The following is a 17,318-nucleotide window of genomic DNA, read 5'->3' on the forward strand; positions in this document are numbered from 1 at the left end:
ACTATGGAAGTGAACATACACCCCAGCTGGAAGTCGGTATTACAAGAAGAATTTAATAAGCCGTATTTCAGTCAGCTCACCGATTTTGTAAAGAAAGAATATGCCGAAAATATCTGTTATCCCAAAGGAAAGCAAATATTTTCGGCTTTCGACCATTGTCCGCTGGACAGGGTGAAAGTAGTTATCATCGGGCAAGACCCCTATCACGGCGAAGGGCAGGCAAACGGTTTGTGCTTTTCAGTACACGATGGCATTGCTCACCCACCTTCACTTATCAATATTTTTAGGGAAATAGGGCAGGATTTAGGCACCTCCTACCCTATCAGTGGCAATTTGGAGCGCTGGGCATCGCAAGGAGTTTTGCTGCTGAACGCCACTCTCACCGTAAGAGCCAACGAAGCTGGTAGCCACCAAAATAAAGGGTGGGAAACTTTTACTGACGCTGTTATTAAAGCAGTTTCAGCACATTGTAACAATATAGTGTTTATGTTGTGGGGTGGTTATGCCAAAAAGAAAACAAGCCTTATCGACCCGACAAAACATTGTATTCTTACCTCAGGGCACCCCTCTCCTTTGAGTGCAAACAAAGGCTATTGGTTTGGCAACAAGCATTTCAGCAAAGCTAATGCCTATCTTACATCCGTAGGGAAGGAAGCCATAAACTGGTAATTAAGATAGAAAAAGTTATGAGCGTTTATTATCTATCATTCAGCATTGAACAATATTTGGGTTTTCTCCTTTTTGTAGTCATTTTCCTAATTGGTTTTTGGCTATTCTGCCTTTTATGTATGGTTATTCCTTATTGGTTTATCGGGGCGATAAAAGAGCGACTAAAAGAAAGAAAATCAACTAAAAACAATATGCTTTCCCAAAAAAACTAACTACTGATGACATTAAAAGAGAGAATACATAACCTTCCCATTATCAAGCAATTCATAAACTTTTTGAAAAGTATTCCTTTAGCTAAGAATGCTTTTTCATTATATGATTTGCTCGAACTGTATACCGCAGGGATTATTAGAGGTGCACTTACCTATCGGGCGAGCGCTATCTCGTATAGTTTTTTCTTGGCAATCTTTCCTTTTTTGCTGTTCATTTTAAACTTAATCCCTTATATTCCTATCGAAAATTTCCAGGGAGACTTTTGGGCTTTTATTGAAGATATGCTTCCCCCAGGTACGCACGATTTCTTTTCGGATATTTTTTTCGATATCGCCGATAAAAAACGTGGCGGCTTATTGTCTTCGGTGTTTTTTCTCTCTATTTTTTTAATGACCAATGGTATTATGGCAATTTTTGGAGGTTTTGAGTATTCGTACCATCGGCAAATCACACGCACCTATATCAAGCAATATCTCTACGCCCTAATGGTAGCAATTATTTTGGCGCTTCTTGTTCTATTTGCTGTGATTGTATTCATTTATTACGAAGTATACTTAGTGCCTTACCTCGATAAAATCAATTTTATTACCGATTACGAAACGCTACTTAAAATATCGAAAATAGTTTTTGTCGCACTGATTACCTACTTCGGTACAGGACTGCTGTTTTACTTCGGCACAGTTGAAGGCAGGGAAAGTAAGTTCTTTTCAGCAGGTTCGCTCTTTACAGTGTTATTGTTCGGTGTGACAACCTATTTGTTCGGTATTTATATTGAGAATTTTTCTCGCTACAACCAGCTGTATGGGTCTATCGGAGCATTACTTATCTTTCTGCTTTATATATGGTTAAATGCCAACATATTGTTATTGGGGTTTGAACTAAATGCTTCGCTTCTGAAACTTAAAAAACACGACTGATGTATTTCGTAGATGTAATCTTGCCGCTTCCACTTTCTAAACTTTTTACCTATCGTATTAATGAAGACGAAGCACATTTCCTACAAATGGGAATGCGCGTGGCTGTTCCATTCGGTAAATCGAAAGTATACACGGCTATAGTACATCATATACATACGGTTGAGCCTTCTTATGACACTAAAGACATTGAATATATCTTAGATGAAACGCCTATTATTACTCCCCAGCAAATAGAACATTGGCAATGGATAGCCGATTTCTATATGTGCACTTTAGGGGAAGTACTAAAATCAGCCTTGCCATCGGCTTTTTTATTAGAAAGTGAAACAATAATTGAAATTGCAGAAAAAGAATTAAATTCAACACTCTTTACCGATGACGAGTGGCAGGTATACGAAGCCTTACATTACAAAACAGCCCTCAAAGGTAGTGAGGTGAGCAAGATAATCCCCAAAAACAAGGCACTGAAAGTGATGAAGAGCTTGGTAGAGAAAGGAGCTGCTCGCATTTCCGAAAGAATATTTGAGAAATATGTACCAAAACTCATCAAATACATTCGTTTATCTTCTGAATATCAAACCGAAGAAGGCTTGCAAAAAGCCTTAGAACTTTTGAAGCGGTCGGAAAAGCAAAAGAAGCTGATAATGGCTTATTTTAATTATATCAACAGAGAAGTACTGCCTTTAAAAGCAGAAAAATTATTAGAAGAAGCCAGTGTATCGACAACAGTACTAAAATCAGTAATAGAAAAAGGCATTTTTGAAGAATATTACTTACAGAAAGACCGTGTTAGCTTTGCTGATAGTGATGTTTCGACAAAAAAGGTACTCAATGAGGTACAAGAAGAAGCTCTCCATCAAATTCAGAAACAGTTTCAGACTAAAAACACAGTTCTTTTACAAGGGGTTACCGCCTCTGGGAAGACTGAAATTTACATTGAACTTATCAACCAATATTTAAAGGCAGGAAAACAAGTACTCTATCTTCTTCCTGAAATCGGCTTGACGGTTCATCTTATCAACCGATTCAAGAATCACTTTGGCAAGAGCCTCTCAGTATATCATTCTAAATATAGTACAAACGAACGGATAGAAGTTTGGAATAATGTACTAAATAATAGTCCCAAAGCGCAATTGATTGTAGGTGTTCGCTCATCAGTTTACTTGCCTTTCAGGCAATTAGGGCTTGTAATCATTGATGAGGAGCACGATAATTCTTACCGACAGTTTGAGCCAGCCCCTCGAATGCAAGCACGGGATACTGCTATTATGTTGGCAAACATTTTCAAAGCTAAAACTTTGCTGGGTTCGGCAACGCCCTCGTTGGAGAGTATGCACAACGTGAAGACTGAAAAGTACGGATTTGTATACTTATCAAAACGCTACGCAGATTTCCTTCCTCCTATTATCGAGCTTATCGATATTAAGGATAAGCACCATCGCAAACGTATGAACGGGCATTTTTCCGACGTTCTGATAAAGGAAATTACGAATACTTTATCGCAAGGGAGACAGGTGCTTCTCTTTCAAAACAGAAGAGGTTATGCTCCTATCGTGCAGTGTATGCAATGTGGCACGGTGCCCCAATGTCCGCATTGCGATGTAAGTCTCACTTTTCATCAAAGCAGTAATCAGTTGCGATGCCATTATTGCGGTTATGCAATTCCTATGCCCAAAGCCTGTATAGCTTGTGGAAGTGTTGATTTAAGAACAAAAGGCTTCGGAACAGAGCAAATTAGTAAAGAATTAGAAGTGCTTTTCCCGAACATAGCCATAGACAGAATGGATCAGGATACTACCAATGGTAAATATGGATATGAAAAAATATTATCGAAGTTCGAGCAACAAGAAACGCAAATATTAGTAGGTACTCAAATGATCACGAAGGGATTAGATTTTGAAAACATAGGTCTAGTAGGCGTAATGAATGCCGATGCTCTCATTCATTCTCCTGACTACCGAGCTTACGAAAGGAGTTTTCAACTATTATTGCAAGTATCAGGGCGTGCGGGAAGAAGTGCCCAACAAGGAAAAGTATTTATACAAACCTATAACCCACAGTACCCCGTAATTCAGCAAGTATTACAAAATGATTTCAGAGGAATGTATCAAAGTCAGATAGAGGAACGCCAATCCTTTTTATATCCTCCTTTTGTACAAATGATAAAAATAACTCTCAAACACAGTAATTTTAACCAAGTAAATGAAAGTGCTGAGTGGTTTGCTAATACACTTCGTGAAGTTTTTGCTTCTCAAAGAGGGATAGACGTCTTAGGTCCTGAATTCCCTCCTATTTCGCGTATCAGAAATGAATATCTGAAAGATGTCTTGGTGAAAGTACACCCCTCAGAAGTGTCTTTACGTCACACTAAAGAGCATATCAGGCGTATTGAAACTAGTTTTCAAGCTATCAGCAACTTTCGTGCTATTCGGGTAAGTTATTTGGTGGAATAATTACTATTTATTTGAGATATGAATGTTCTTTCTAAAAATATCTACATAAAAAATAAGAGGCTATCTGAATTGGATAGCCTCTTGTTCTTTTTTAAAATCTTTCTATTTGTTGTAAACGCTTTCTTTTTTGAAGTGTTTAGCCAACAAATAATAAACAACTGCACGGTGTTTATTTCTGTTTGATTTACCGTATTTTTCTAACACAGCTTCAATAGCTTTGTCTAACTCAGGCCCGTCTTTCAAACCTAATTTTTTGATTAGGAAGTTTTGTTTTACACGGTCTAACTCTGCTTGGTCAGAGCCTGATACTTTAGAAGCATCGGCGTTGTAGATAGAAGGACCTAAGCCCACAGTTACTTTTGTTAAGAACGCTACATCTGGGTTCTTTTCACCACATTTTTCTTTCAAATCTTGGGTGTACACAGCAATTAATTCATCACGTTTGCTCATAATTTTTTATATTTAAAATTATTAATGCGGTAAAGGTAGTCATTTTTTCAATACCTCAAAATATTTTAACAAAACTTTATCATTTATTTTTCTTGGTGTATGGATTTCTAACAGCTTAGGTCTCTCTGATACTTCGAAGAAATTGCTTAAATCTTTCTGTAAATCAGATAGATTAGTTGCTAACTGATAGCTAATGCCATACATTTTACAAAAATGTTCTGCGGTAAGCCTATGAGGCGTCTCAAAGAAGTATTCAAAGTTAGGGTCAGCTTTATCACCGGGTAGTATTCTGAAAATGCCTCCACCTTGATTATTGAGGAGAATCACTCTAAAGTCTTGTGGAATATATTTGTTCCAAAGAGCATTGCTGTCGTAAAAGAAACTCAAATCACCTGTAATGAACACTGTGGGCGATGCGCTTCCTACAGCAGCCCCAATAGCAGTGCTCATACTACCGTCGATACCACTAGTACCTCGGTTGCAAAACACCTTCCAAGAAGGGTGTGCTTTTATCAGTTGAGCATACCTAATTGCAGAACTATTGCTTATCTGTATAATATAATCATTAGGAATATTACTGAATACCTCACTGTACACTTTAAAATCGGAAAAAGGTATTTGGCTGATATACTCTAAATGTATTTGCTGTATCTCGTTTTTCACCTCTAACCACTGCTGTTGATAAGTAGAAGAAACATTAACCAAATTAGGGATTACCTCCCTCAAAAAAGTATTGATATCCGCTTTAAAATGAGCTGTTAAACAGAAATACGAATCATAACCTTTGTACAAATCTACATTATAGTGATAAGTAGGTTTATAACTACGTAAGAACTGTTTTATCTTTTTGGAAACTACCAAGCCTCCAAAAGTAAGTAATAAATCAGGTCGTAAGGCTTCTTTTAGAACTGGGTCTCTTTCAGTATAAGTGAGTAATTTATCTATATAAGGAATAAAATCGGAGTGGTGCAAGTTAGATGTAGTTTCTGTCAGTACCAATACCGAGGGGTCTTTAGCAAGCCATTCTACATATTGTGCTTCTACACTATTAGGAGCCAACACTCCTACTAATACCATTTTTTTAGCTGAATCGTTCCAATGTTTTACGAAATCAGTGGATTTTCTCTCATTAATAATAGGTTTCTGTGGTTTTGCAGCTATATTCTTAAAAGAATAGTGCTCTTCCGTAGTAAGGTATAAGGGTTCTTCAAAAGGTACATTGATGTGCACCGGCAATTGCTCCTCTATAGCTGTATTCAGTGCCCTGTTTAGCTCGTAAAAATTGCTTTTATCACTATGTGCTTCATCGGATAGATTGGCATTATAGGCACTGTGGTTTGCCAGTACATTCACCTGACGTATGGTTTGCCCGTCACCTATGTCTATTTTGCTCGACGGACGGTCGGCTGAGATGACCACTAATGGTATATTACTGTAAAAAGCCTCTGAAAAAGCAGGATAGTAATTCAGCAAGGCAGAGCCCGATGTACACACCACTGCCACAGGTTGCTGTATTTGCTGAGCAATACCCAGGGCAAAAAAAGCAGCACAACGTTCATCTACGATGCTGTAACAACTAAAATAAGGATCGTTGGCAAAGCCAATAGTCAGAGGGGCATTGCGCGACCCTGGTGAAATAACAATGTGCTTTAATTGTTTGGCTTTACAGGCTTCTATTACGTATTGTGCTAATTTTATTTGAGGTCTTTTCATCTATTTGGTGCGCTTATTTTTATGCTGATAATACTCGTATAAGGCTACCTGTGAGCGCAAAGAAGGGGTAGTATGAGGGCGGTAGGTATTGTCTTGTGCCTCGTTAATTATACGTGCCTTCACATTGTCTGCCCAACTTATTTCGAAGGTGTCTATCAACTCTTGCTGTATTGCTTTGTCGTAAATAGGGCAACCTACTTCTACTCTGAATGAAATATTGCGCGTCATCCAGTCGGCTGAAGAGATGTAGAATTTAGGGTTGCCTCCGTTGGCAAAGATAAACAAACGTGGATGCTCCAAGAACTTATCAACTATACTTATTACCTCTATATTCTCACTCATTCCTTCAATGCCAGGCACTAAACAGCAAATACCACGTACAATCATTTGTATTTTTACTCCTGCACGGCTGGCTTCGTATAGCTTGTCTATCATCTTGTAGCTAGTAATGTTATTCATCTTCAGTTTGATATACGCCTCTTTGCCCGCCTTAGCATTCTTAATTTCTTCGTCTATCAGGTGTTTGAGTTGCTTTTTGGTATAGTGTGGAGACACTATCAGATGCTTGAATTTTTGCACATTGTAGTTGGTATCAAAGAAGTTGAACACTTTGTTCACCTCTTTGAGTATCTCCTGATTGGCAGTAAACAGCGTATAATCAGTATAGATTTTAGCAGTAGTTTCATTGAAGTTACCAGTGCTGATAAATCCATAACGTTTCAGTTCTTTACCTTCTTTACGTTCAATCACACATATTTTACTGTGTACTTTCAGTCCGCGTACGCCGAAGATGACTTTTACACCTTCTGCTTTTAGCTGTTCAGCATATCGTATATTCGATTCTTCATCAAAACGAGCTTGCAATTCTATCTGTACGGTTACTTGTTTGCCATTTTTCACCGCATTGATAAGTGAATTAACTACTTGCGAGTTCTTTGCCAAACGATAAATGGTTATTTTCACCGATTTTACCTTAGGATCAAGGGCAGCTTCCCTCAAAAACCATATAATGTTAGAAAAAGTATGGTAAGGTGTGTATTGCAAATAGTCTTTTTCAGCAATTTTCTTTAGCAAACTCTCTTCTGAGGTGAGTCCTTGTACAGGTAGTGGCTGTATAGAGGCATATGTCAAATCCTTACGCCCTAAGCTGGGGAAGTTCATAAAGTCGCGGCGGTTATGGTAGCGCCCTCCTGGGATTACGCTGTCGGTTTTCATAATACCCATTTTCTCTAATAAAAATTGCAAGGTGTCCTTGTCTATCATCTTGTCGTACACAAAGCGCACCGGCTCGCCTTTGCGCCTGTCTTCTACGCTAGTCGAGAGTTTCTCGATAAAGCTCTTGCTCAAATCATCGTCTATATCCAACTCGGCATCACGGGTGATTTTAATCATATTTGCCGTAAGCGATTCGTAATTGAAAATATTAAATATCTTGTGCAAGCAAAAGCGTATCACATCATCAAGCATAATAATATAATGCTTATCCCCTATTTGAGGCAACTCTATAAAACGGTCGAGGGTAGCAGGCAACTCAATAAGGGCGTACTGTATTTTTTCTTTATAAACACGTGATGAAAAGAACTTTTGTACTCCTGAGGTTTTTTCGTCTTCTTCTTTTAGGGTCATTTTCACTGCCAAATACGCCACATCATCTTTCAGTTGTGGAAACTTCTCTAAATCGTTAAGGATAATAGTAAAGAGGGCGGGGCGTACTTTGTCGTAGAAATAGGTATTTACAAAGGCTTCGTGTTCAGGTAATAACGTCTTTTCATCTACTATAAATATCTGCTCTTTCTCCAATTCCTTGGTAATAGTGGCAATAATTTTCAAGCTCTCTTCTTGTAGCTGTATTACCTCTTTGGTAATTTCTTCCAAGAGCTCTTTGGCGTGTACCCCCAGTTCTTTATCTGAGGTTTCGTTCATCGCCACTCGTTTTACAGTAGCGTAACGCACTTTAAAGAACTCATCTAAGTTGTTCGAGAAGATACCCGCAAAACGCAAACGCTCCAATAGGGGCACTCGCTCATCGGCTGCCTCTTGAAGTACGCGTGCATTGAATTTTAGCCAACTCAATTCGCGGTTGATATATTGATTTTTCATCTTCATTTTACTTCATTTTGAGCCATTTCCATACCTCTCTATAGCTAGCTTTTTTGCCGTACATCAAGATACCAATGCGGTATATCTTAGATGCTAATTTAATGACCGCAAAGAAAGTGAGATACAAAATAACGAGAGAAATCAGTACTTCCCACCACGCTACCCCAAACGGTATGCGCATCAACATTACTACGGGCGAAGTGAGAGGTATGTATGAAAATACCACCGAAATCGTACCGTGAGGCTCTTCAATTACCGAGAACATACCTACATAAAAGGCTAATATTAGCGGTAATAATATAGGCATTAGGAACTGTTGTGTGTCAGTTTCGTTGTCTACCATTGCGCCAATCATCGCATAAAGCGAACTGTATAACAGATAACCTCCTATAAAGAACAATAGGAACACCACAAAGGTTTCCGCAAAAGGGAAATGGTACAAAGCAGCCACTATATTGTTGATTTCCGACACGTTACCCGCTCCTTGTACCGCTTGTGCAGAGGCATTTACTTCAAAAAACGAAGGTGCTAATGCCAACAGTACACCTCCTATAACTATCCATATCGCAAACTGGGTAAGACCTGCTAATGAAGTACCAAATATCTTGCCTAACATTAGTTCAAAAGGCTTAACTGATGAGATAATGATTTCCACAATGCGATTGGTTTTCTCCTCTATCACACTGCGCATTATCATATTACCATAGATGATGATAAACATAAAAATAAGATACCCCGCTATGCCTCCAATGGTTATTTTCATTACGTTATCCAACTCCGAGGTCTTCTCTCCCGTAAAATTCTCCATTTGTATGCTTATATGCGTTTTAGCGGCATCTATCTCTTTTTTGTCAATCCCTTTTTTAGTAAGGTTATGCTGAAAGAGTGTCCGCTCCATAGCATTAGTAAGCTCACTGGTAAGCGATAACGAAGGCGACTCTTCACTATAAAAAGCAATATTTTGGTCGCCTTTATTAGGGATATACAACAATCCGTATTTGCTTTTTGCTAACACTTCGGCTTTGGCATCTTTGAGTGAAACATTGCTGAGATATTCGTACTGAATAGTCTCGGTATTCTCAAAAGTGTTGGCATAGAGTCCACTCTCGTCTACAATCACAATATCCTTAGCCTTGCTCTTATTGTTTACATTGGTCAAAAAACCAATCACAAGCGCAAAGATAACAAGTATCAACGGACTTACAAACGTCATTATTACAAACGATCTATTACGTATTTTATTCAAGTACTCTCTTCGAGTAATAATTCCTAAGTATTTCATCTTAATTTGTCAATTTATGCTATCTAAAAGTCTCTTTTGCGTCGCTACAGCTCCTCCTTTTGAAGGTTTGATTACGGACTGTCTCCCTTTGGAGGGAGAACGAAGGAGGTTAAAAATCTATATTCAATAAAGAATCTTCCCTCTCTTTATTCACTTACTCCGTTATAGCGGAAAACCTTTCAGACATCTTATACTATTCTTTCAATTTATTAATGGTCGATATAAAAATCTCATCTACTGAGGGGATAGATTCTACAAAGTGCGTTACTTCGGCACGTGTAGTGAGGTATTGCAACAAATCGTTAGCCGTTTGTCCCTCTTTCTTCTGGATATGTAATTTTAACTCGTCATATAGCGTTTTAAAATTTGTCTCACTCACTTCAAATTGGCTTTTAAGTTCAGCTAAGAGGGCTGTTTTCTGCTCTTCAGCAACTTTTAAACCTACTTCATACAAGTTGTTTTTATAAGCCCTCTTAATGTCGATGAGTTTACCATCTAATATCTTACGCGATTTATTGATTAGCGCAATATGGTCGCACAACTCTTCAACCGATTCCATTCGGTGAGTAGAGAAGATAATCGTTGCTCCTTGCTCCCGTAAGTATAGAATTTCGTCCTTGATAATATTCGCATTGATGGGGTCGAAACCGCTAAAAGGCTCGTCGAATATCAACAGTTTAGGGTTGTGAAGTACAGTTACCAAAAATTGAATTTTCTGTGCCATACCTTTGGAGAGCTCTTGTACTTTTTTGTGCCACCAATCACCAATATCAAGGCGGTTGAACCAAAATTTAAGTCGCTCCTTAGCTTCTTCCTTGCTCAATCCTTTCAGTTGTGCTAAATACAAAGCCTGCTCACCTACCTTCATCGTTTTGTACAAACCACGCTCTTCGGGTAAATAGCCTATTTGTGCCGTATGCTTAGGTTGTAACAGTTCTCCGTCGAAGAACACTTTACCCGCATCGGGCAATACAATTTGGTTGATAATACGTATCAGTGAGGTTTTTCCCGCCCCATTAGGTCCCAGCAGACCAAAGATACTCCCCTTAGGGATATGTAACGACACATCGTCTAAAGCCGTATAGTCGCCGTATTGTTTACTAATATTTTCTATTCTAAGCATTTATTTAATGGTTACTGATAAATGATTAACAATTAATTCCAAAGTGCAAAGATATAGCAATTCAAACTCAAAAGCAAATATTTGTTATTGGTTTGTATTCAGTTACTTTGCTAATGGTTGTTCTATACTGCAAAGTTTTTTTGCGTTTTCCTCGCAATATACTCCATTTTAACACTTTTTTCTCAATAATAAGAAGAGCATTTTTTATGAGTTGATATACAGCATACTAAGGGCTTATCTTCGCCTTAGCTTCGGTTTAGGTTCGCCTTACCTTCGCTCTTCCTTCGGTTGAGGTGGCTCAAAAGTAAAAGATAAAAATTTAAATAATATGTTCTTTATCAATATTTTGTATTTTTGAGGTTCAAAATAAGACCTTGTGGTATAAATTTAAAAAATCTGTGGCATTTAATATTCTTTAACAGAAAAATCTCAGTACATTTTAGCTCACTACCTCAAACTCTAATCCACCCTATTCTATTCACTGAATCATCATTATTAATATTATTGGCATTTCTAGTATTAACTTTGGTATTATTGGTATTATTGGCATTAACCGGGTATTAATTTTATAAATAACTTGTCGTTTTAAATAAAAATCGTACTTTTGCATCTCAAAAATAAATACTAATGATTGCTTTAAATTTTATATGGAATTCTAATGAGATTCTCGCCTCTTTAAACCTACCTTTTATAGGTACTTTTTCACTTCGCTATTACAGCTTGATGTTTATCGTGGCTTTTAGCTTGGGGTGGTTTCTCACTAAAAAAATATACCTCAACGAAGGCAAAACAGTACAACAGCTGGACACCTTGTTCGTTTATACCGCTATAGCTACCTTAGTAGGCGCACGTTTAGGCGATTGCTTATTTTACAATTGGGATTATTTCAAAGACCACTTGCTCGAAATCTTTTTACCTATTAAAGAGAAACCCGGTGGCGGTTGGGAGCTTACAGGCTTTTCAGGTTTAGCAAGTCACGGAGCTGCCGTAGGTATTATTATCGCAATGATTCTATATGTGCGTAAGTATAAAGATATTAGCCTATCGTGGATATTAGACCGCGTGGTGATTCCTATCACTATCGGAGGTATGTTTGTGCGCTTTGGTAACTTTTTTAATTCCGAAATCAACGGCAAAATAGTAAGCAATACTTATCCGTTAGGGGTGAAGTTTGTACAAGGCGGAGCTATCTCTCCCCGTCGAGCAATGGCTATTACTGAACAAACCGACCCTCAAACTGCTTATAAACTCATTGCTCACGACCCTCGTTATGCTGATATTTTAGCTTCTATTCCTTACCAACACCCTGCACAATTATACGAAGCTTTTGGCTATTTTTGCTTGTTTTGGGTATTGTGGTACGTGTATTGGAAAACTGACAAAAAAGACCAACCTTACTTCATCTTTGGACTATTTTTAGTACTCTTGTGGAGTATTCGTTTTGCAGTGGAATTTGTAAAAGAAAGTCAAGGAGGTTTCGAAAGCTCTCTCGGCTTGCTCTCTACTGGTCAATGGCTCAGTATTCCATTTATCTTAGCAGGTTTCTACTTGTTATTCAGAAATCGTATCGAAACACGTAAGTATTAATATTAATTTTGCGAACATTTTAGAACTTAATTAGAGTTAAAATTTAAATTTTATAATTAGAATGCAATTTTTTAGAAAACACTTTGTAACTGTAGCATTAGTATTGGTAGCCTTAGCAGCTATTACCCTTATTTTACCTCGTTTCTTCTCTAATGAGAGTAATAGAGTGCAAGAAATAGAAATCGCTCCTCAGGATATTGATTTTACTCGAGACGGTGAACTCTCTATCTTTAAAAACGACTCTCTTATCCAAACTATTGAAGTTGAATTTGCTAAAAATGATGAGGAACGTGCCTTAGGGCTAATGTACCGCTCTTCAATGGACGAACATCAAGGAATGTGGTTTATTTTTCCAGAAGAAGCTCCTCGTTCTTTCTATATGAGAAATACTGAAATACCTTTGGATATCATCTATTTAGATAAAGATAAAAAGGTGGTAAGTATAGCTAAAAATGCTCGCCCTTACGACGAAACTTCTTTACCCTCAGAGAAACCCGCTATGTATGTATTAGAAATCAATGGAGGTCTATCTGATAAATGGGGAATTGAAAAAGGCGATAGAATGGAAGTAAAATAAGTACTCCTATTTGCAAATATGGAAGAACAAGTAATATTAGTGAACGAACACGATACTCCCATAGGCTTAATGGGGAAGCTTGAAGCACACCAAAAAGCCTTATTACATAGGGCTTTCTCGGTATTTATACTCAACGATAAAGGGGAGATTATGTTACAACAAAGAGCTGCGAGCAAATATCATTCGCCTAACTTGTGGACGAATACTTGTTGCAGTCACCCACGTCAGGGCGAGACAACTATTGAAGCAGGCAGGCGTCGCTTACAAGAAGAAATGGGCTTTGTTACAGAACTTACCGATATATTGAGTTTTATCTACAAAGCTCCTTTTGATAACGGGCTTACAGAGCACGAACTCGACCATATTCTCATAGGATACTATAACGCCTCCCCTACTATCAACCCTGAAGAAGTAGCCGATTGGCGTTGGGAACTTCCAGAAAAGATAAAGGAAGATATTGCTAAGCACCCGCATCGGTATACCGAATGGTTTAAGATTATTTTCGATAAATTTTTACATCAAGTACTAAAAGGATAAACAAAAGAGGCTGTTTGAAAAATCAAACAGCCTCTTTTGTTATTTATAATCATTAATTTATCCCTTCTTTGCAAAAAACTCTTCTATACCTTTATTCTCTTTTTTCTTACTTCTATATTTAAAATAATAAGCTAACATCTTATAATAAAGTTTAGCTGCCAAGAAAGCCGTAGGCTTAGCCTGCTGACTATCCATTAGTTCTACAATGTCAAACGCTACCACATTGCATTTTTTAAACACTTTACGTAAGAGTTTAAGAGTAGGGTACCATTGCAATCCTCCTGGTTCAGGAGTGCCTGTTGAAGGTGCGATAGCAGGATCGAAGGCGTCTAAATCTATCGTGATATATACATTCCCCGATACTTTGTCGAGTACATCATCAATCCACTCTTTATTTTTAGCTATTTCGTGAGCGAAAAATACACGTCCTTTTGGTAAATATTGCTTTTCTTCTACATCCATCGAGCGAATACCTACTTGTACCAATTTGTGCTTTTGGTTAGCTTCAAATACGGCACAGGCGTGATTAGAGGTCGAACCGTGATACTCAGGGCGCAAATCAGTATGGGCATCAAGCTGCAATACTGTAAGCTTTTCATACTTTTCACCTACGGCACGTATAGAACCAATAGACACTGAGTGTTCTCCACCAAAAAGAGTAAAGAGCTTATCTTCGTGCTTCAATAGTTCTTGGGTCTTTTCATAAACCGCTTGTGTCATTGCCTCTGGCGAACTGTTTTCGCTTACTTCACCTGCTAAAAACACTCCGTTGAGATAAGGTTCGGTATCCGTTTCAATATCGTATAGCTCCATATTTTCTGAGGCATCTAAAAACAATTCAGGTCCTTTATCGGCTCCTTTGCCCCAAGTAGACGTACCATCATAAGGTACTGTTACCAGCATTACTTTTGAGTTTTCCAGCATTGCATTTTCTGTTGGAATACCTGCATATGTTCTTTTCATTATCTAATTTATTTAATAAATAGGGCACAAAGATAATAAAAAAATCCTAAGTTTAAACACTTAGGATTTTTTTAACGCACAACACTACTAAGATTATAGGTCTATCGCAATCGGTCTGCTGATTTTACGAGCTTCTCGTCCCGTCTGATAGCCTTGTTGGCTAAAAACAAAAAAACGATAGAAAGCACGGGTACGAAAACCCCAACACCTTTCTCCGAAAGCAAGCCTTCTCCAGATGAGTTTAGCATTCGATATACAAATATTCCTAGTAAAGTAAAATTTATAAGGACGTTCAGCCAGTTAAGCCACTGCTGAACACTTCTTTTCTTATATTTAAATATGGTGTATAGAGCCAATATTGCTGTTATCCCTAATAAGATACTCCTAAGCCAATCTATACTGAAAAGCATCGGGACGGCTACGGTAGCTACAATCACTACCAACAGCATATAAATAGTTTGTATTCTCTGAATCATTCTTTTTTGTTTTGAACGTGCAAATATAGTACTTTTTCTAAAACCTGAAAAATATTTTACTTTAATTTATCAAAACCATTACCATAAACCCCCATTACGTTAGTCTTCGTTACAAAGGCAGCTGGATCTATTGTTCGCACCAAACGGAAGATAGAAGTAGCCTCTGTGCGGCGAGCTATTACAATCACTATTTTTTGTGAGGATTTAGAATACCAACCTATCCCATCGATAATGGTACAACCGCGTTTGAGTTCACTATTGATGTGGTTCGCTATCTCATCATAGTGTTTAGAGAAGATAAACAACTGCACCGACTGTCTTGCTCCATTGATAACAATTTCTACCATCTGCCACATCAGAGGTAAGAGGATAAGTCCATAAATAGTCTTTTCAAGTGAATTGTCTTGGCGTTCCAAAATGAAGAAAGACGATAGCACGATACACACGTCTACCACCAAAAGAATACGCGCTATACTGATGCTATAATACTTGGTAATAACAAAGCCTATTATATCAGTGCCTCCTGTACTTCCGTTAGCTGAATAAACCAATCCTAAACCCGTACCGCATAGCAATCCTCCCATAATTACATTTAAGAAGTCGTCTCTCAAAGGAGGGTGTTCTATAAAATAAGGCATTAAATACTCTTTCCCAGCCCAAATTAATCCCGATAGAATAGTTATAGAGATGAGTGTTCGGTAGGTGAATTGCTTACTCATTGCTTTAAAGCCTATCACCAAAAGTATAAAGTTGATAATCCAATAGGTAATAGCCAAGTCGGCTCCTAACTTATAATTTAGGATAAGACAGATACCTGCCAAACCTCCCGTTACTATCCCATTAGGCATTATAAAGCCTGTAATTCCTATCGCATATGATATAAGCCCTAAGATGATAATAAGATAATCCTTTATGTAAAAAGACTTTAAGTATTTAATAGTCTTGCTATCTGCTATTGCCATAACACTACTTTAATTTTACAATGATTCTTTAGTCGTTTATTTTTTTAGGCGCAAAAGTACTATTTTTAATTGAATGTGCAAACCAAAACCGAAAAAGTATTTTTATTATTGCAAACTCTCTTTTATACGTCTTATAGCTTCTCGCAAATCTTTCTCAGAAGCGGCATACGAAAAGCGAATACAATTAGCATCACCAAAAGCTTCACCTGTAACAGTAGCTACCATTGCTTCTTCTAACAGATACAAAGAGAAGTCGGTTGCGTTATGGATATTGCGACCTCTTAGGGTTTTGCCAAAGAAAGACGATACATCGGGGAACACATAAAAGGCACCTTCGGGGACGTTGAGTTTGAACCCGTCAATCTCACTTAGGAGTTCTAATACTAAATCTCTACGCCTTTTAAACTCGTCTACCATATATTGTATTTTGCTCTTAGGTGCTTTCAGGGCAGCAATAGAAGCGCGTTGAGCTATGGCATTAGCACCGCTGGTTATTTGTCCTTGTACTTTGGTACAGGCTTTAGCAATCCATTCAGGGGCACCCATATAACCTATGCGCCAGCCAGTCATTGCAAAGGCTTTGGACATTCCATTTACGGTGATGGTACGTTCATAGAGTCCGTCGATTTCGGCTACACTAGTTACCCTCTCATTGGTGAAGTTGATATACTCATAAATCTCATCAGAGAGAATAAAGATGTTAGGGTGTTTTCTAAGCACTACAGCTAGAGCTTCTAATTCTTCTTTGCTGTATATAGAACCACTGGGGTTACAAGGGGTATTAAACCATACCATTTTAGTTTTAGGAGTAATAGCTGCTTCCAACTGAGCAGGAGTTATCTTGAAATCATTCTCAATGGTTGTGTGAACCTCTATGGGAACGCCTCCTGCCATTTTAGCTATTTCCTTATAACTCACCCAATAAGGAGCAGGAAATATCACCTCGTCACCAGGATTGAGCATCGCCAAGGCTACATTTGCCAAACATTGTTTAGCTCCCGTAGATACTACTATTTGTGAAGGCTTGTAATGAAGGTTATTGTCGCGTCTGAACTTTTCGCAAATCGCCTCTCTCAATTCCAAATAACCATCGATAGGAGTATATTTACTGTAGTTCTGTTGTACTGCCTCGATAGCTGCTTCTTTTATAAAATCAGGGATATCGAAATCGGGTTCGCCTAAGCTAAGACCAATGATGTCCTTGCCTTCGGCTTTTAGTTCACGCGTTTTGGCTGCCATTCCTAAGGTAGCCGATACTTCCATAGCGTTGATACGGTCGGACAAATACTGTTTCAT

15 protein-coding genes are annotated in these 17,318 nt (G+C 38.1%); 6 read left to right on the forward strand and 9 right to left on the reverse strand.

From position 1 onward, the window contains the following. Positions 1 to 3: 3 nt before the first annotated feature. The 3 genes from ung (at position 4) to priA (ending at position 4,252) form a co-directional block, all read left to right on the forward strand. Positions 4 to 669 carry a uracil-DNA glycosylase gene (gene ung / locus COCH_RS10290; RefSeq protein WP_015783016.1) on the forward strand — a complete coding sequence of 222 codons (666 nt, stop codon included), beginning with the start codon at positions 4 to 6 and terminating at the stop codon, positions 667 to 669. 218 nt (positions 670 to 887) lie between these two features. After that, complete coding sequence (locus COCH_RS10295; RefSeq protein ID WP_015783017.1) at positions 888 to 1,799, forward strand: YihY/virulence factor BrkB family protein; 912 nt, start codon at positions 888 to 890, stop codon at positions 1,797 to 1,799. After that, a complete protein-coding gene (gene priA, locus COCH_RS10300; RefSeq protein WP_015783018.1) occupies positions 1,799 to 4,252 on the forward strand; it encodes a replication restart helicase PriA in 2,454 nt (817 codons plus the stop codon). The genes COCH_RS10295 and priA overlap by 1 nt, the downstream gene beginning before the upstream one ends. A gap of 102 nt (positions 4,253 to 4,354) precedes the next feature. Here priA and COCH_RS10305 read toward each other — a convergent pair whose 3' ends face one another. The 5 genes from COCH_RS10305 to COCH_RS10325 all read right to left on the reverse strand — a co-directional run bounded on the left by COCH_RS10305 (position 4,355) and on the right by COCH_RS10325 (position 10,920). Then, a complete protein-coding gene (locus COCH_RS10305; protein WP_009419954.1) occupies positions 4,355 to 4,702 on the reverse strand; it encodes a DUF2853 family protein in 348 nt (115 codons plus the stop codon). 39 nt (positions 4,703 to 4,741) lie between these two features. Beyond that, a complete protein-coding gene (gene menD, locus COCH_RS10310) occupies positions 4,742 to 6,415 on the reverse strand; it encodes a 2-succinyl-5-enolpyruvyl-6-hydroxy-3-cyclohexene-1-carboxylic-acid synthase (protein WP_015783019.1) in 1,674 nt (557 codons plus the stop codon). Continuing rightward, positions 6,416 to 8,521 (reverse strand): polyphosphate kinase 1, encoded by a 2,106-nt coding sequence (ppk1, locus tag COCH_RS10315; RefSeq protein WP_015783020.1) that lies wholly within the window; start codon positions 8,519 to 8,521, stop codon positions 6,416 to 6,418. It abuts the gene before it with no gap. A 1-nt stretch (position 8,522) separates the two neighbouring features. After that, positions 8,523 to 9,797: an ABC transporter permease gene (locus COCH_RS10320; RefSeq protein ID WP_015783021.1), complete on the reverse strand. Its 1,275-nt coding sequence runs from the start codon at positions 9,795 to 9,797 to the stop codon at positions 8,523 to 8,525. A gap of 193 nt (positions 9,798 to 9,990) precedes the next feature. Further along, on the reverse strand, positions 9,991 to 10,920 hold the full coding sequence (locus COCH_RS10325; protein ID WP_002672307.1) for an ABC transporter ATP-binding protein: 930 nt from the start codon (positions 10,918 to 10,920) through the stop codon (positions 9,991 to 9,993). Between the two features lie 627 nt (positions 10,921 to 11,547). Between COCH_RS10325 and lgt the strand changes: the two genes are divergently transcribed. From lgt to idi, 3 genes are all read left to right on the forward strand, one after another. Beyond that, positions 11,548 to 12,507, forward strand: coding sequence for a prolipoprotein diacylglyceryl transferase (gene lgt / locus COCH_RS10330; RefSeq protein ID WP_002672317.1), 960 nt, complete (start codon positions 11,548 to 11,550; stop codon positions 12,505 to 12,507). 61 nt (positions 12,508 to 12,568) lie between these two features. After that, on the forward strand, positions 12,569 to 13,084 hold the full coding sequence (locus tag COCH_RS10335; RefSeq protein WP_015783022.1) for a DUF192 domain-containing protein: 516 nt from the start codon (positions 12,569 to 12,571) through the stop codon (positions 13,082 to 13,084). Between the two features lie 18 nt (positions 13,085 to 13,102). Continuing rightward, complete coding sequence (gene idi, locus COCH_RS10340; RefSeq protein WP_015783023.1) at positions 13,103 to 13,621, forward strand: isopentenyl-diphosphate Delta-isomerase; 519 nt, start codon at positions 13,103 to 13,105, stop codon at positions 13,619 to 13,621. A 57-nt stretch (positions 13,622 to 13,678) separates the two neighbouring features. On the opposite strand, the gene speB is transcribed toward idi, so the two are convergent. The 4 genes from speB to COCH_RS10360 all read right to left on the reverse strand — a co-directional run bounded on the left by speB (position 13,679) and on the right by COCH_RS10360 (position 17,318). Beyond that, positions 13,679 to 14,584, reverse strand: coding sequence for an agmatinase (gene speB / locus COCH_RS10345; RefSeq protein WP_015783024.1), 906 nt, complete (start codon positions 14,582 to 14,584; stop codon positions 13,679 to 13,681). A gap of 101 nt (positions 14,585 to 14,685) precedes the next feature. Continuing rightward, positions 14,686 to 15,060 (reverse strand): DUF4293 domain-containing protein, encoded by a 375-nt coding sequence (locus COCH_RS10350; RefSeq protein ID WP_002672326.1) that lies wholly within the window; start codon positions 15,058 to 15,060, stop codon positions 14,686 to 14,688. A 56-nt stretch (positions 15,061 to 15,116) separates the two neighbouring features. Continuing rightward, on the reverse strand, positions 15,117 to 16,022 hold the full coding sequence (locus COCH_RS10355) for a YitT family protein (protein ID WP_009411114.1): 906 nt from the start codon (positions 16,020 to 16,022) through the stop codon (positions 15,117 to 15,119). 105 nt (positions 16,023 to 16,127) lie between these two features. Further along, on the reverse strand, positions 16,128 to 17,318 hold the full coding sequence (locus COCH_RS10360) for a pyridoxal phosphate-dependent aminotransferase (protein ID WP_015783025.1): 1,191 nt from the start codon (positions 17,316 to 17,318) through the stop codon (positions 16,128 to 16,130).

The sequence above is a fragment of the Capnocytophaga ochracea DSM 7271 genome (genome assembly GCF_000023285.1).
In the GTDB taxonomy this organism is placed as follows: Bacteria; Bacteroidota; Bacteroidia; order Flavobacteriales; family Flavobacteriaceae; genus Capnocytophaga; species Capnocytophaga ochracea.

What these genes read in the sequence shown, in the direction of transcription:
- ung (WP_015783016.1), top strand. Translation starts at nt 4, where the DNA reads ATGGAAGTGAACATACACCCCAGCTGGAAGTCGGTATTACAAGAAGAA.
- COCH_RS10295 (WP_015783017.1), top strand. Translation starts at nt 888, where the DNA reads ATGACATTAAAAGAGAGAATACATAACCTTCCCATTATCAAGCAATTC.
- priA (WP_015783018.1), top strand. Translation starts at nt 1,799, where the DNA reads ATGTATTTCGTAGATGTAATCTTGCCGCTTCCACTTTCTAAACTTTTT.
- COCH_RS10305 (WP_009419954.1), bottom strand. Translation starts at nt 4,702, where the DNA reads ATGAGCAAACGTGATGAATTAATTGCTGTGTACACCCAAGATTTGAAA.
- menD (WP_015783019.1), bottom strand. Translation starts at nt 6,415, where the DNA reads ATGAAAAGACCTCAAATAAAATTAGCACAATACGTAATAGAAGCCTGT.
- ppk1 (WP_015783020.1), bottom strand. Translation starts at nt 8,521, where the DNA reads ATGAAGATGAAAAATCAATATATCAACCGCGAATTGAGTTGGCTAAAA.
- COCH_RS10320 (WP_015783021.1), bottom strand. Translation starts at nt 9,797, where the DNA reads ATGAAATACTTAGGAATTATTACTCGAAGAGAGTACTTGAATAAAATA.
- COCH_RS10325 (WP_002672307.1), bottom strand. Translation starts at nt 10,920, where the DNA reads ATGCTTAGAATAGAAAATATTAGTAAACAATACGGCGACTATACGGCT.
- lgt (WP_002672317.1), top strand. Translation starts at nt 11,548, where the DNA reads ATGATTGCTTTAAATTTTATATGGAATTCTAATGAGATTCTCGCCTCT.
- COCH_RS10335 (WP_015783022.1), top strand. Translation starts at nt 12,569, where the DNA reads ATGCAATTTTTTAGAAAACACTTTGTAACTGTAGCATTAGTATTGGTA.
- idi (WP_015783023.1), top strand. Translation starts at nt 13,103, where the DNA reads ATGGAAGAACAAGTAATATTAGTGAACGAACACGATACTCCCATAGGC.
- speB (WP_015783024.1), bottom strand. Translation starts at nt 14,584, where the DNA reads ATGAAAAGAACATATGCAGGTATTCCAACAGAAAATGCAATGCTGGAA.
- COCH_RS10350 (WP_002672326.1), bottom strand. Translation starts at nt 15,060, where the DNA reads ATGATTCAGAGAATACAAACTATTTATATGCTGTTGGTAGTGATTGTA.
- COCH_RS10355 (WP_009411114.1), bottom strand. Translation starts at nt 16,022, where the DNA reads ATGGCAATAGCAGATAGCAAGACTATTAAATACTTAAAGTCTTTTTAC.
- COCH_RS10360 (WP_015783025.1), bottom strand. Translation starts at nt 17,318, where the DNA reads ATGAAACAGTATTTGTCCGACCGTATCAACGCTATGGAAGTATCGGCT.